This window comes from Microcoleus sp. BROC3 (genome assembly GCF_036702515.1).
In the GTDB taxonomy this organism is placed as follows: domain Bacteria; phylum Cyanobacteriota; class Cyanobacteriia; order Cyanobacteriales; family Microcoleaceae; genus Microcoleus.
Genome location: NZ_JAUBTQ010000004.1, coordinates 140,425 through 156,664 on the forward strand (window position 1 = coordinate 140,425; position 16,240 = coordinate 156,664).

8 protein-coding genes are annotated in these 16,240 nt (G+C 48.4%); 4 read left to right on the plus strand and 4 right to left on the minus strand.

The genetic code is table 11. The features are described 5' to 3' along the window. Position 1 precedes the first annotated feature (1 nt). Positions 2-3,979: an EAL domain-containing protein gene (locus tag QUB30_RS04010; RefSeq protein WP_333329593.1), complete on the minus strand. Its 3,978-nt coding sequence runs from the start codon at positions 3,977-3,979 to the stop codon at positions 2-4. Between the two features lie 424 nt (positions 3,980-4,403). Here QUB30_RS04010 and acnB point away from each other — a divergent pair, with 424 nt between their 5' ends. The 4 genes from acnB (at position 4,404) to QUB30_RS04030 (ending at position 8,418) form a co-directional block, all read left to right on the plus strand. Next, the gene (acnB, locus tag QUB30_RS04015) at positions 4,404-7,019 is read left to right on the plus strand and encodes a bifunctional aconitate hydratase 2/2-methylisocitrate dehydratase (protein ID WP_333329402.1); all 2,616 of its coding nucleotides are present in this window, start codon (positions 4,404-4,406) and stop codon (positions 7,017-7,019) included. Positions 7,020-7,089: 70 nt separating this feature from the next. After that, entirely contained in the window at positions 7,090-7,503 is a 414-nt protein-coding gene (locus QUB30_RS04020) for a hypothetical protein (protein ID WP_333329405.1), read from the plus strand. A 35-nt stretch (positions 7,504-7,538) separates the two neighbouring features. Further along, positions 7,539-7,952 carry a nucleic acid-binding protein gene (locus QUB30_RS04025; protein WP_333329408.1) on the plus strand — a complete coding sequence of 138 codons (414 nt, stop codon included), beginning with the start codon at positions 7,539-7,541 and terminating at the stop codon, positions 7,950-7,952. An 85-nt stretch (positions 7,953-8,037) separates the two neighbouring features. After that, positions 8,038-8,418: a cupin domain-containing protein gene (locus tag QUB30_RS04030; protein WP_445300464.1), complete on the plus strand. Its 381-nt coding sequence runs from the start codon at positions 8,038-8,040 to the stop codon at positions 8,416-8,418. 348 nt (positions 8,419-8,766) lie between these two features. Here the strand turns inward: QUB30_RS04030 and QUB30_RS04035 are convergent, their stop codons facing one another. From QUB30_RS04035 to QUB30_RS04045, 3 genes are all read right to left on the minus strand, one after another. After that, on the minus strand, positions 8,767-9,426 hold the full coding sequence (locus QUB30_RS04035; RefSeq protein WP_333329411.1) for a pentapeptide repeat-containing protein: 660 nt from the start codon (positions 9,424-9,426) through the stop codon (positions 8,767-8,769). A gap of 160 nt (positions 9,427-9,586) precedes the next feature. Next, a complete protein-coding gene (locus QUB30_RS04040) occupies positions 9,587-11,236 on the minus strand; it encodes an ABC transporter substrate-binding protein (protein ID WP_333329414.1) in 1,650 nt (549 codons plus the stop codon). A gap of 165 nt (positions 11,237-11,401) precedes the next feature. Continuing rightward, the gene (locus QUB30_RS04045; RefSeq protein WP_333329416.1) at positions 11,402-16,237 is read right to left on the minus strand and encodes a PAS domain S-box protein; all 4,836 of its coding nucleotides are present in this window, start codon (positions 16,235-16,237) and stop codon (positions 11,402-11,404) included. Positions 16,238-16,240 lie beyond the last annotated feature (3 nt).

The following is a 16,240-nucleotide window of genomic DNA, read 5'->3' on the forward strand; positions in this document are numbered from 1 at the left end:
CCTAGCTCGCATCCCCCTGGGCCAAGCGGGACGGGATTGCTGGTATTTCACCGGACTTGAGATTACCGAGATTTATCAGAATTTCAGTGATCGCCAAACTGTCTAAAGGTTTAGAAAACCAATATCCCTGAGCTAATTCGCAGCCGAGTTCTCGAAGCTGTGCTAACTGTTCGGCGGTCTCAACACCTTCGGCGATCGCATTCAATCCCAAATTGTGAGCCAAAGTTACGATCGCCCGCACAATCTGCAAAGGCTGACCCCCGCCGTCACCGTTTTCGACAGCCCCCAAGCGGCTCACAAAAGATCGATCGATCTTCAGCGTATCGAGCGGAAAGCGGTGCAAGTAACTCAAAGACGAATAGCCAGTACCGAAATCGTCGATCGACAACCGAATATTTCTACCTTTTAATTGGGCTAGCACAATATTGGCTTTCTTCACATTTTCCACGATCGCGCTTTCAGTAATCTCCAACTTTAAACAACTCGGCTCGCAGCCAGTTTCTGCCAAAATTTCATCTATCTGTTCGATCAAATTCTGTTGACCGAGCTGTTTTGCTGAAAGATTGACGCTCATTGTTAATTCGGAAGGAGCAATAATTGGTAATTGGAACTTGGGAATTGGTAACGAACCCTCCGTAATTTGTAATTTGTAATTTGTCATCGAAAATTTGGAATTAGAGTCAGTTAAAAAGTCTCTGCCTTCCTCCTTCTTACTTGTTTCTCCTTCCTGTTTCCTGATATCAGTTAAACTCCCTACACTGCTCCTTGCCGAACTTCCTGCTTCCTGCTTCCTGATATCAGTTAAACTCCCTACACTGCTCCTTGCCGAACTTCCTTTAACATCCGTTAACAGTTCTTGCCAAAAGCGCAATTGCCGGCAAGCTTGCCGCAGCACCCAGGCTCCCAGAGGCACGATCAAACCTGTTTCTTCAGCTACAGGAATAAAAGTAGACGGCGGCACTAGACCCCGAACCGGGTGCTGCCAGCGCACCAAAGCCTCAAAACCCTCGATCGCACCGCTGGCGATCGAAACAATCGGTTGATAGTGCACCATAAAGTGCGAACCTTCATCTTTGCTCTTCCCTAATTCCTCCTTGCCACAAATAGCCAACCGCAGGTCAGTTTCTAACTGCAACAGCGACATAGTTTGGTCGTGCATTGCCAAATTAAACACCTCGTGGCGGGCCTTGCCCAAAGCTTTAGCGCGGTACATAGCAATGTCAGCATCGCGTAGGAATTCTTCCGGGTGAGTGTACAGATTCGATTGACGGCTGTCGGCTGCTGCGACTTCGCCTCGACTGAACACAATGCCAATGCTAGCGGTAGTAAATACTTCGTGCCCTTCGATATGAAACGGCTTCGTCAGTTCTTTTTGTATCTTGTTAGCTGCTAGGGTGGCGTCGCTAAGGCTCTGAATGTGGTCTAGCAGGATGGTGAATTCGTCTCCCCCCAGCCTGGCCACGGTATCAGAAGCCCGCACGCAGCTTAGCAGCCGGTGCGCGAGGGCGACTAGCAGTTTGTCTCCTAGAACGTGTCCTAAAGAATCATTAACTACTTTGAAGCGGTCTAAATCTAGGAAAAGTAAACCAAATTTATAATTAGGGGACTGTTTTGAGCGGCGGATAGCTTGTCCTAGCCTGTCGATGAACAAAACCCGGTTGGGCAAACCCGTCAGCGCGTCGTGAAAAGCGCCGTGCAGCAGTTCCCGTTCTACTCGCTTGCGCTCGGTGACATCTCTGATAATAATCTGGGCGGCGAGCGAGCCTTGATAAGTAGCGGGGATGCCGGCCACTTCAACGTCTATTATTTGTCCGTCGAGCCGCATCAGTTTTTGTTCGGCAAGCTCGAGCGGCATATTTTCTTCCTCTACTTGCCGGATTCGCTCTTTGGCTATTTCCACATAGTTTTGATGCACAAAATTCAAGACAGGAAAGCCGATTATCTCTGCCGGAGAGCTAGCGCCCAGAAGTTTAGCACCAGCAGCATTGATATATGCGATTTTCCCTTGACTGTGAACGGCGATCGCTTCGGGAGACAGTTCTACCAAACGGCGGTAGCGTTCTTCACTTTCTTGAAGAGATACTATCAACTCTGAGCGCTCTTGTTCGGCTTGCTGGCGTTCTACTTCCCTTTGGTGATCTGCGAGAAATCTACCTATGCTTTGAGCCATCAATTCTATTATTTCTATGGCCTGAGATTCAAATTCTTTTTTCCTTTCCTCGGGAGCAGAAAAACTCAAGGTGCCGTATATTTTATTGTCAATAAATATCGGTGTTCCAATGTAAGATTTTATTGACCATTTTTTATAGGCTGGATGTTCGCACATATCTAAGGTTCCTCCTATGTGAGAACAAGCGATTGTTTTCTTTGATTTAATCACTGAGCCGCAGTAAGTATCGCTAAGATTTAATTCTAATCCTCGTGTAAAATTTTCTACATCTGTTCTCACGGAGCGAATAACCAGACATTCCTCCTCAACTTGAGCAATGAGACCAATAGAAAGTCCAAAAATTAAACAGCCAGCTTTTAGATAATCGTCAACCAGTTCTTCAAAATTTTGATAGTGATAAGTTGTAATCCGGTGCAGGTGTTTGAGATTGGCACTAAAATTTGCTAAAGCTTGAGACTTTAAAAATAATTCTTCTTCCGCTCGCTGGCGGTCGGTAATGTCGGTTTGAACCCCAATAAAGTGAGTTAAGTGTCGGCGCGAGTTGTAAACAGGAGCAATAGAAAGTTCGTTCCAAAAAGGAGAGCGATCTTTCCGAAAATTTCGCAATATAACTTGAGCTTCTCGACCTTCTTCAATAGCAGTTCGCAGCTTTTTTACACTGGCAGAGTTCGTGCCGCGGCCCTGTAAAAATCGGCAATTTTTACCCATTAATTCATCTCTTCTGTAACCCGTTATCCGCTCAAAACTGGGATTGACATAAATAATCGGATTGTCGGCAAGCGTGGCATCGGTAATTACAATGCCGTTGCTGCTGCTTTCGATCGCCCTTTCCATCATTTGCAAGCGTTCCGAAGCTCCGATCCGCTCGATCGCCGCAGCTAACAGGTTGGCGATCGCCTCCATAAAATAAACGTCATCTTGGTTAAAAACTCGCTCGCCCTTGGTGTGAACCCCCAAAACCCCCCAGACAGGAGATTGAGAAGTGTTCGTTGATTCTGCTAGTCCCCACTTCCTTTTCCCCTGTTCCTTATTGCCAGGAATGATGACGGTGACACCGCTGACGGCGAGGTGGTTGTGCAGCAGCGGCAACTCGCTAAACCGCGTTTCCACCCGCAAATCTTTGACGATCACCGGTTCGTTAACTAACAATGTATAACCTGCTTGAGAGCGGGCCGAAGCGGTGACAGTGGCGCTACCTACCAGGCCAGGCCCCCAGCCGACACCCGCTCGCAACTCCAAAGCATGACCTGATGGCAACAGTTCCAACAACTGACAAAAATCGGCATCCAAGGTTTGGGCAATTAAAACTGCTGCTTTGTCCATCAGTGCCGACAAATCTGTTTCAGAGATCGCCTCATGCCCCAAGTAAGCGACGGCTGCTTGCTGACGGGCCCGCAAGTGGATTGACCCGAGCAATTCCTGCTCTAGCGCTGCGACTCTCTTGCGCTCGGTAATGTCGCAGAACACCGACAGAACAACTTTTTCCGAGTGCAATGTTAGATACCGCATTGATACAGTTGCCCAAAACAGCGTGCCGTCAGTTGTTTTGAGGCGGACTTCGGCTTCGCGGACGTGTCCTTCAACAGCGAGTATGTCGAGCAATTCCTGGCGCTCTGCAGGATCGCTGTAGAGTGTTTCGGCTTTTTGGCGTTCGAGGGACTCGGATGCTGTCAGTCCGAAGGCAATACCGCATAAATCGTTATAATAAAGAATTGTGCCATCAGCCAAACTGCTGATAACAAGTGGCACCGGCATCGCGTCGGCGATCGTCAGAAATATTTCTTTAGTTTGTTGCAGCGCTTCCTGCATTCCTGTCTTGAAGCCACAGCCATGACAGTCTTGGGGGATAAAATTGTCAAATTTGTGATTGATCCATTGCGATAATCTATTTTGCACAGAATCGGACTCCTGTAACTCCGCAGCGGAGAAGTATGAATTGGTCGGTGATCGCTGGCGATTGCAGATGCAGAGGACGATCGACACTTAAATCCCTGCACAAGATCAATCTTAACTAGAAGAATGCCACAGAGCGACCCTAAACTGCGAGGCTGGAGCTTGACAGGCCTGGATGTCTGAGCACATCTGTCTTTGGTATGGAAATCTACTGTTTCTTAAGTTGCGTTAAGTTTTGATTAGAGCGGCTTACTGTGCCAGATGTCGGCGCAAGCCCCTAATCTGAAAGGTAAACTAATCTGCAAACAATTACCGAACGCTATCCGAGGAGAGAGGACAAATGCTTGAGTCTTACCGCCAAAAGGCTGCTGAAAGAGCGGCCTTGGGAATTCCACCGCTGCCATTAGATGCTCAGCAAACGTCTGAACTTTGCGAACTGCTGAAAAATCCGCCACCGGGAGAAGAGGAAACCTTAGTAGAATTATTGCGCGATCGCGTTCCCCCAGGCGTAGACAGCGCAGCCTACGTCAAAGCAGGTTTTTTAACCGGTGTTGCCAAAGGCGAAATCCACACTCCCCTAATTACCCCGAAATGGGCAGTTTACCTGCTGGGGACAATGATGGGAGGGTACAACGTCCAATCTCTAATCGATTTACTCAATCCTACTGCCGAAATCGCCATTCCCGCCACCGCCGCCCGGGCACTGAGCAAAACCCTGTTAGTATTCGACGCTTTCCACGACGTTCTAGCGTTGTCTGATACCAATCCCTATGCCAAACAGGTAGTAGATTCTTGGGCCGATGCGGAATGGTTTACGGGTCGTCCTGTGTTGCCAGAAGCGATTACCGTTACTGTCTTCAAAGTTCCCGGAGAAACCAATACCGACGACTTGTCGCCCGCACCGCACGCTACCACGCGGCCGGACATTCCGCTGCACGCTTTGGCGATGCTGGAAAGTAAGATGCCTGGGGCTTTGCAAACCATTGCAGAATTGAAGCAAAAAGGCCATCCCGTCGCCTACGTCGGTGATGTTGTCGGTACCGGTTCGTCGCGGAAATCGGCGATTAATTCCGTGCTGTGGCACATTGGCAATGATATTCCGTTTGTGCCGAACAAGCGCAGTGGCGGTTATATTTTAGGAAGTGCGATCGCCCCGATTTTCTTCAATACCGCTGAAGATTCCGGCGCTTTGCCGATCGAATGCGATGTCTCCAAAATGGAAACAGGAATGGTAATTACCATCCATCCCTACAAAGGCGAAATTACCAACGAAGCCGGAGAAATCATCTCCACCTTCACCCTCAAACCCGACACAATTCTAGACGAAGTTCGCGCCGGCGGCAGAATTCCGCTATTAATTGGACGCACTTTAACCGACAAAACCCGCGCAGCTTTAGGGCTAGAACCGAGCACTATTTTCACCCGCCCGACTATTCCCGCCGATACCGGCAAAGGCTTCACTTTAGCACAAAAAATGGTAGGCAAAGCTTGCGGTTTGTCCGGCGTTCGTCCCGGTACATCTTGCGAACCAGTCATGACAACAGTCGGCTCGCAAGATACCACCGGGCCGATGACTCGGGACGAATTGAAAGAACTTGCTTGTTTGGGATTTAGCGCCGATTTGGTAATTCAAAGTTTCTGCCACACCGCCGCTTATCCGAAACCAGTTGATGTCAAAACTCACCACGAATTGCCCGATTTCATGTCACAGCGCGCCGGCATAGCTTTGCGTCCCGGAGACGGCATTATTCACTCCTGGCTGAACCGAATGTTATTGCCGGATACAGTGGGAACAGGCGGCGATTCTCACACTCGTTTTCCTTTGGGAATTTCCTTTCCTGCGGGTTCGGGATTGGTGGCATTTGCTGCGGCCTTGGGCGTCATGCCTTTGGATATGCCGGAATCGGTATTAGTGCGCTTTAAAGGCGAATTGCAGCCCGGAGTAACGCTGCGGGATGTTGTGAATGCAATTCCCTATGTAGCAATTCAAAAAGGTTTGCTAACCGTCGCGAAACAGAACAAGAAAAACATCTTTTCTGGACGGATTATGGAGATTGAAGGTTTGCCCGATTTGAAGGTTGAGCAGGCTTTTGAATTGACCGATGCGTCGGCAGAGCGTTCTTGCGCTGGATGTACGATTAAATTGAGTGTGGAGACTGTTTCCGAGTACATTCGCTCCAATGTCGCGCTGCTGAAAAACATGGTGGCGCGGGGCTATCAAGATGCGCGGACGATGATGCGCCGGGTGGCGAAGATGGAGGAATGGCTGGCTAATCCGGTGTTGCTGGAGGCGGATGCTGATGCGGAGTACGTTGAAATCATCGAAATCGATCTCAACGAGATTACAGAACCCATTGTGGCTGCTCCCAATGACCCGGATAATGTTAAGTTGTTGAGTGAGGTTGCGGGCGATCGCGTTGACGAAGTTTTTGTCGGTTCCTGCATGACAAATATCGGTCACTACCGCGCCACAGCGAAGGTGTTGGAAGGTGCAGGGGAAGTGAAAACTCGCCTGTGGATTTGTCCCCCAACTCGCATGGACGAACAACAACTCAAAGAAGAAGGTTATTACAGCATTTTTGGAGCCGCTGGAGCGCGTACAGAAATGCCCGGTTGCAGTCTTTGTATGGGCAATCAAGCGCGGGTTAAAGATGCGACAACGGTGTTTTCAACTTCTACTCGTAACTTTAACAACCGCATGGGCAAAGATGCACAAGTTTATCTGGGTTCAGCGGAATTGGCTGCTGTTTGTTCGCTGTTAGGTCGCATTCCTACAGTCCAAGAATACAATGACATTGTGTCGAAGAGAATCGATCCTTTTGCTGGCGATTTGTATCGGTATTTGAATTTCGATCAAATTGCTGGTTTTGAGGATGAAGGGCGAGTGATTGCTTTGGAAGATATGCCTCGCATTGAGGATATTTTGGGAATTCCCGATGGTGTGTTGAGCAAGTAAAAAGTGTGGCGGGCGATCGCCCGCCCTTTGTTTATAATATGAGTAAATGAGAGAAAGGAAAAAAGTAATTATGTCAGAACAAGTTTTAAGCAGCGAAAGCCAAGAGACAGTAAAATCTGCGCCCGAAACTCCTATAGTTGAAGACAAAGAAAGCGATCGCCCCTTAAGCCAGCCCATCGCAGAATTTCTCCGCTTAATTCAGCAAACTCCCAGAGAATATTGGCCTAATTTACTTCAGATGATGCGCTTATTTATGGAAACGGTGACAGTAAAGCCAGTCTTATCCGAGGAGGTTCCCCCACCTGAGAAAATAGACATTACTAAACTGTCGCTGGAGGAACGGATACAAAGAAATCAAGGTGCAATTGAATTATTGCGATCGTGGCGAGAAGATGATGATGAAGAAGAGCAAAAAGAAACTGCGGAATATCTAGAACAAGTCATCAATGAAGATCGGATGTCTAATCGACCCTTGTTTCAATGAGCAGAATAATTATTTTGGATTCTGGCCCATTAGGGATGGTAACAAACCCTCAAGCCAAACCTCCTTATTTGGAATGCCAACTTTGGCTAGACTCCTTACTAAAAAATGGCGAAATGGTACTCCTGCCTGAAATTGCTGACTATGAGGTGCGGCGAGAATTGATTCGAGCGGGAAAAGAGAGAGGTATCAGAAAACTTGACCTATTCAAGAAAGTCCTTACATACCGTCCTTTGACTACAGAGGTAATGCTTTTAGCCGCTCAGTTGTGGGCTGATTCGAGAAGGAGAGGAAGACCAACAGCCGAACCTAATGCACTTGACGGGGATGTGATTTTGGCTGCTCAAGCAATATTGGAGGCAAGTGAAGGCAATGATGTGGTAATTGCTACAACAAATGTGGGGCATTTGTCGCAATTTATTGATGCTCGCCAGTGGCGACTAATTCAGTAATCTTTAAATCGATCGCACTTACCCTATCCCTGTTATACTTTGAACTACAGCTATTTTTGCAAACACCGTTGGCGAGATAAACAGGATGGTGGAAACAGTGGACACAATCGAAAAAATTGACGATCGCACACAAACCCGCTACTGGGGTCAAGTTACAGTCATAGACGCGGGCGATCGTTATAAGATCAATCGCATTGAAGTCAAGCCGGGGCATCACATCAGCACCCAAATGCACTATCACCGCAGCGAGCACTGGGTTGTCGTCTCCGGTACCGCTAAAGTTATCTGCGACGACAAAGAGACGATTCTCATGCAGAAACAGTCAACCTACGTTCCCATGAATACTGCTCACCGCGTAGAAAATCCAGGCGTTATTCCCCTGGTGATGATTGAAATCCAAAATGGTGAATACCTCGGCGATGATGACATTATCCGCTTCGCCCAAGATGCTCGCGAGGAAGATTGATCTGACATCACATCATAATTATGAAGCAATCGCAGGTGCCAGCGAAAAGTTTCCCACACCGAGCAATGACAATCAAGCATCCAGGATACAAGCCCCCGGATTCATCCGTCCAGAAATCAAAAACCTGTATCCGATGAAACTTGCCCCCCCGAATTTATCCGTCGGGTCAAATCTAAAATCTCAAATCTAAAATCTCAAATCTCAAATCGATTGACCCACACAGCGATCGAAAACGAGATAAATCCTACACTTAAATAAAACTGTAGGGGCCATTTCAGAATTGCCCCTACATTATATTATATTAAGCTTGTTAAGCACCAGAATTTGATATAACAATTGGCGATCGTCCTACGGCAAAGAAGCGTTTTTCAAATCTACATTTGCCATATTGGCATTCTTTAAATTAGCACCTGTCAAGTCGGAACCGTTCAAATTAGCACCGTTCAAATTTGCATTGGTCAAATTTGCATCCCGCAAATTGACTCCCTGTACGTCTATGCCCGACAAAGTGCCACCTCTGAGGCTGACATTAGCTAAATTCGCTACAGACTGGCGAGCATTTCTCAGGTTTGCACCCCCCAAATCGGCACTTTCTAAATTAGCGCCGATTAAATTAGCGCTGGTGAGGTTGCTATTTTTCAAACTGGCAATCACTAAACCCGCCAGACTCAGATTAGCGCGGCTCAAATCAGCACCCTCCAAATTGGCACCGTGCAATTTAGCCCCAATTAAACTCGCACCTTGCAATTTAGCTTGTTTCAGATTTGCTTCGTTCAATTTGGCTTCGTTCAAATTTGCACCGTTCAAATTTGCACCGTTCAAATTCGCACCGCTCAAATCTGCTCCGCTCAGATTCATACCAGCAAGCTGCGCTCCTGTCAAGTCACATTTGCTACATTTTTTAGTTTCTAATAGTTGCTTGACTTGTGATACATTTTCTGCTTTTACTCCCGAGGCACAACCGATCGCAATCAGCAGCCCTGTTGTTGTTAAAATTCCAAGTTTCATATACTTACCCTCAGCAATATCCCTCTTTAATAATATCCCACATTGTTTGAGAGGGTTGGGTGATCGGGCTCTTTGAGAAACTGTGACAATCATCACCCTGTTGTGCACAAAATATGCAATAATAATTGACGTTTAAACTCCCGCCAATTATTGTAAAGAATTATTGCTTTTTCAGGAACCAAAAAGGAAAAGATTGCGTCGGTTCTAAACGGACGCCGGTAACATTTTTCTGAGCAAAGGTGTAGTCCTTATCCTGCCAAAGAGGGACGAAAGGTACATCTTGACCCAATATATCTTGAATTTCGGCAAACAGGGCTTTGCGGGTTTGAGGGTTTGTTTCTTTGCGCTCCTTGTCGATCAGTTGATTTACCCGATCGCTATAATAAAACGAACCCTGACTTTGACTTGCACCCTTGGAGCAGCCCCCAGCCTCCGAACCTGTGGCACAATCTAAAAACGGCTGAATGTAATTGTCAGCGTCAAAAAAGTCGGCGGACCAGTCCACTAAAACCGCTGGATAAATGCCCTTCTCTATGTTTTGAAACAAAGTCGGAGATTCAACGCTGTTAATTTCTACCTGCATTATCCCGTCCATTTTTAGTTTAGTTTGGGCCTCGATCGTACTTGCGACTAAAGCTCTTTTTCTGGAAGCCGAAGCATACCAAATTGGCAGAACAAAAGGATTTGTGGCAGAGTATCCCGCTTTCGTTAAAAGTTCCTTGGCTTTTGCCGTGTTGGCGTCGCCGTACAGTTCTTTGAAAACCGGTTTTTGAACGTCCAAGGTTGTGGGAATCAGACTGTAAAGCGGTTGTGCTTGTCCCTGCAGTACGCGCTCGTTAATCAAGGGGCGATCCATTACTGCTGCGATCGCCTGTCTCACTTCTAACTTGTCCAGCGGTTTAGACTGCATATTCAGCGTCATGTAATTAACCGTACTGCTTTCCCCCACGATTTCCTGCCATTTCCCTTTTTTTGCTCCCTCGTCCAAGCTGCGAACTTGGTCTGCATCCAGAGACAAATAAGCCACATCGATCGCACCCGTCTGAAAAGTATTGAACAAATTTGACGAACTAGAAAGCAGCAAAATGTCAATTCCTTGATTGACCGGCTTTTCCCCCCAATACTTGTCAAACACGTCAAACTTGAGAGAATCGCTGCCGTACTTCGCCAGCTTGTAACGTCCAGTTCCCACAAACTTATCGGGTTCAAATTTACCCTGCCCAATCTCGTAAGCTTTCGGAGAAACGGCACACATACCGGAAAATGTCAACAGGGAAGGAAAAGCAGCAAAAGGCTTTTTGAGTTGAAAAGTTAATTCGTATTCGCCGGTCGCTTTCACCGATTCTACTGCATCGCTCAACAACAAAGCCGGACTGCCGCCATTTTTGATAAACCGTTGCAAGGAAAATTCCATTGCTGCGGCGTTAAACGGTGTGTCGTCGTGAAAAATAACGCCTTGACGCAAGGGGATTGTATATGTCAATCCATCTTGGCTAACTTTTGGCATTGCTGTTGCTAAGTGGGGGATTAACTCAGTAGTTCCCGACTTGTAAGTGTAGAGAGTGTCGCCCAAATTGCGCAGCAATTGTCCTGATAAGGTTTCGTAACCGTCCGCAGGGTCGATCGTCCGCAATTTCAAGGTTGTGCCAATAGTAACGCGGTTATTAGCATTTTCGCCGCTCGCATTCACCGATCGACGTGCCCCCTGTCCGCAACTTGCAGTTAACAAGCAGCACAGAAAGAAGAGAGCTATCGCTTTAATCACTGAAGGTTTTATATGTATTCTAGGCTGCTGCTTGTTAATTTTCATCGTCTTTTTTTGACACTCCAAATTATTGATTATATTATCAGGACTTACGCACTGTTAGACTAGAAACCGGATTTATTGGTAGATTTTCCTGTAATACAAATATCGCTGCCTAACCACAGCAACTTAAAAGCTTGGTGATGTTCGATAGGTTTGAACTCCTTCGGCTCAATTTTTATAGCTGGCTGGGCCATGAGTATTTTTGCTAAGAAGTGCGGCGATCGTCTTAATTAATTCATCCGGTTCGATCGGCTTTGCCAGATGTCGTTGAAATCCAGCTTGCAAAGCTTGCTGTTGATTAAACTCTCCGGCATAGGCAGTCAGGGCGATCGCGGGAATCAGCCCACCCCGTTCTGGCGGCAGGGCTCGCACTTGCCGCAACAGCATATAGCCATCCATCCCCGGCATTCCAATGTCGCTCAACAAGACATCTGGCTGGAACCTAGCCAGCGCTGTGAGGGCTTCTGGAGCGACAGCAACAGTCACTACCTCTGCACCTGCCTCTTCTAGTGAAAAGGAAATCAAGTCTCGCATATCCGGCTCATCATCTACAACCAGTATCCGCATCCCGGATAACGGTTCATCCGCAGTCGATCGTTCCGAAAGTCCTGCAAGAGAGTTTTCTTGTCCCTTTACCTTCCCTGATAGGGGCAGTCTTACAGTAAAGGTAGCTCCTAGCCCTTCACCCTGGCTCTCTGCCCCAACGGTGCCACCGTGCAGTTCGACTAGATGCCGCACGATCGCCAGCCCCAATCCCAAGCCACCAAACTTGCGGGTTGTAGCCCCATCTTTTTGCCGGAAGTAGTCAAACACGTAGGGTAAAAACTCCCGTGCGATGCCAATCCCTGTATCCGCCACCGTAATTTGAGCGTGATTGCCAACACGAGTTAAGCGCACCTCAACGCGCCCCCCGGCTGAGGTGAATTTGACCGCATTGGAAACAAGATTCCAGACAATCTGCTGCAAACGGCCCGAATCCCCCAAAATCTGTCCGATCTGAGGATCTAACACAGTCCGAATATCAATGGATTTGGCAACTGCAGCCAAATTGACAGTTTCGATCGCCGATTCCACGGTTAAAGCTAAATCGACTGCACGAATATTAAGACTGAGCTTGCCTTGGAGAATTTTCGAGACATCGAGCAAATCTTCAATCAGTTCAGTTTGCAGCTTGGCGTTCCGTTCGATCGTCGCTAACGCCTGTGCAGTTTTTGCCGCATCCAGCTTGCCAGTTTGCAGCAGCTTTGACCACCCCAGGATGGGATTGAGGGGCGATCGCAATTCATGGGACAGTACCGCTAAAAACTCATCCTTGATGCGATTTGCTTGTTTTAGCTGTTCCGCTTGCTGCTGGAGCGAATCGTTCAGGTTTGCCCGTTCCAGAGCGATCGCGATTTGGTCACAGGTCGATCCCAGCAGCTCGATTTCTGCAGGGGTAAAGTGCGTCCGAGTCAGACTGGCAAATGAGAGCGTTCCTAATAACCGCCCTTGAGCGATTAACGGTTGACCCACGTAAGCCGTCATGCCCAGTTCACAGAGGGCTTTAGCATTTGGATGAGTGGAAAGTTGGGCTTGATTCAAGACAAGTTGCTGCTGCGTTTGGGCAACCAATCCACAGAGATATTCACCTAATTCGATCCAGGCGATCGCCTGCGCCCTTTCTTCAGAGATGCCATCATAGTTTCTCAAATGCAGCATCGGGCGGTTGTCTTTTTCTTCCACCATGAAGTTGTAGTAACAATGCAGATCGAGTTGCACTGAAAGTTTGCGGAATAGCGCGTGCATCAAAGCCAGAGGCTGTTCTGTCTTCAACAGATCGCGGGTAGTTTCATAAAGCAATTGCAGTCGCTCGCTTGCTTGCCGTTGTGCGGTCTTGTCCTGCATAATTTTGACAAATCCCTGCGGACAATCCGCTTCATTAAGCAGGGGCATCATCAATCCACTCGCCCAAAAGCGATTTCCATCTTTGCGGACGTGCCAGCGTTCGTCTTCTGAGCGTCCTTGTGTTAGAGCTTTTTGCATCTCATACTCGGCTTGTCCTTGTTCGTTATCTTCTGGTGTGAAGATCATCCGACTCGGGCAACCAATTGCTTCTGTCTCGGTATAGCCCAACAGCCGCTCTGCCCCTGAGTTCCAACTAGCGATCGCCCCGTTAAGGTCGAGGGTGAAGATCGCATAATCTTTGGCGCTTTCAAAGATCAGACGGAGGCGGGATTCACTCTGGCGCAGGGCTTCCTCAGCTTGTTTGTGGTCTTCAATATCAACACAGGAGCCGATGTAGCCCAAGAACTCACCTTCCAATCCGTACCGAGGAACAGCTTCATCCATAATCCAACGGTATATGCCATCAAAGCGTTTCAAGCGATATTCCATCTTGAACGGTTGACGGGCATCAAAGGCAGTCACATAGGTGTCTAAACACCGATCGAGGTCGTCGGGGTGGACTCCTTCTGTCCAACCATTGTCCCTTTCTTGCTCGATCGTCCGTCCGGTAAAGTTTAGCCACGGGAGGTTGAAGTAATTACAGAGTTTATCGGTGCCAGCCATCCAAATCAGCACAGGGGCAGCATCTGCCATCAGCCGAAACCGTTCCTCACTCTCCCGTAGTGTGGCTTCGGCTTGTTTGCGATCGGTGATATCGTTGACCAGTGCTACAAACCCTTCAACCTTTCCCTGGCTGTTGAAGCGGGGAACATAGGTCGCATTGACATAACGGGTTCCACCATCTTTGTAGGCAATTTGGCTTTCAAAGGTCAGTTCCTGTCCTGCCAAGACTTGCTCAACATAAGGACGAATTGCTTCATAACCAGTTTCGCCTAAAACCTCTCGGAGATGCTTGCCGTAGATTTCCTTTGCCACAGATCCAAACCATTCTTCGTATGCTCGATTGTGGAAGCGGTAGCGTTGGTCTGAGTCTACAAAGGAAATCAACGCAGGCACGGCATTGGTGACTAAACGAAGTTCTGCTTCTCGTTGTTGCAATACCTCCTCGGCCAGTTTTCGATCGGTGACATTTCGGAAATAAATGGTAATCCCGTTCGCGGCAGGGTAGGTGCGAACGTCATACCACCGATCGTGATCGGGATAAAACGCGGTAACAGACAAAGCCGCGCGCTCGTTTGCTACGCGCCGATAAACCCGCTCAAACTCGCTGCCATCGAGTCCTGGGAATTCTTCCCACAAATTCTTTCCAATCAGATCGCCCGAAGTGCGGTCTAGCAGAATTCTGCCTGACCGATTCAGGTAAGTGAAACGCCAATTCTCATCCAGGGAAAAGAATCCATCATCAATGCTCTCCAGAATGTTCCGACTCTGCTCTTCGCTTTGACGCAACGCTTCTTCGGCTTGTTTGCGATCGCTGATGTCGATGAATACGCCCCGCGTCGAAATTATGATGCCATCAGCGTTGTAGGCGCAATCGCCCTTTGCCAAAATCCAACGAACGGTGCCATCTGCCCACAGCGTCCGATACTCTATTTCAGTATGCGCTTGATTCGCTTTTAGCTCAGTGAGGACGGTGTGAACGAACGGGCGATCGTCGTGATGCACGGCTTCTAAAAACACCTGCACCGACATTGCTGTATTGACGGGTAAACCAAACATCGCTTTGGCTCTATCCGTAAAACTCAGCGTGTCTGTTTCTATATTCCAATACCACAAACCAAAATTGCCGCCTTCGCAAGCAAATCGGAGCTGTTCTTCGCTCTCGCGCAACGCCTGGAACGATCGATCGCGCTCGAAGGCGATGCTGGCAACTTGGGTGCCGAACTCGGCGAGTTTATATTCCCAATCCGTCGGCCTGCGCGCCTCGCTAAAGCAAAGCATCAGCGACCCCAGAGCTAGATTGTCCTGCCCGAGCGCGGGCTGAGAATGACAGGCTAGAATGCCATGAGCCACGCATAAATTTCGCCATGCTTGCGACCAGCGATCGTCGTTGGCAATGTCGGCACAGGTCACGGGCTGACCGCAATACACTGCTTCGCCGCAGGTTCCAATGCACAAATCGTTAATCGGAGCATCCTTGAGTCCTTCACCAAAAGACGGTGGAAAGTCTGGAGTAATCGAGATCTTGAACGTCAGCCGCTGAGCATCGGCTAGCAGGAAGCAGGCGCGGGTACCCGGATTCAGCCTGGATACTGAGTCACACAGGGCTGCCAGACAGTCGTCGAGTGGCTGCCCGAATGCGATCGACTCCAGCAGTCGTTTCTGCTCGACCAGGAGGAGTTCTCCCTGCTTGCGATCGGTAATGTCAGCAAGCAAAACGGTCAGTCCACTGGGCGAAGGGTAAATTCGATAGTCATGCCAACCGTTCCAAGGGGAGTACAGATAATCAAACTGGAGCGGCGTTTGTTCGCGCATTGCCCGATGAAACTGCACGTAAGCAGCGGTGTCAACTGCCGCCGGAAATAGCTCCCAAACGTTCTGACCCAGAATCGCTGACCGCGGCATTCCAACCATTTCACAGTAGCGATCGTTGGCATAGGTGTAACGCCAATCGCGATCGAGGATGTAAAACCCATCGTTGATGCTAGAAAGTACCGTTTCTAGCTGTTCTTTTGCCGCAGTCGCCGCAGCTTGTGCTGCTTCGCCCTGCACCTTTTGTTCTAGTTCCATTGCCTCCTGTAAAGTTTGCAAGGCTGCTTTCGCGTTTTTTATAGCAGTGCGCCACGATAGATTGAGTGAAGCGATCAATCCTGCCGCGATCGAAAACATACCCAGCCGAAGAATTGTCTCTATATTAACTATTTGTAAGGAATAGAACGGCTCAATAAAAAAATAGTTGATTGCCAGCGTGGATAAAATTGTTGCCAGCAACCCAGCCCCAAAACTGCCATACCAGGAACTCACTATCACCGCGATGAAAAACAGGGGCGTCGTGGTTGGGTAGATCCACGGTAAAAGCGATTGGGTTAGCGTCAGTGCCAGTGCCACGGAGAGTGTCGCCACACCATAGGGAAGTAGTCGAATATCTCTGAAAATGCTGTTGATTCCCTGTAAACTCACCCT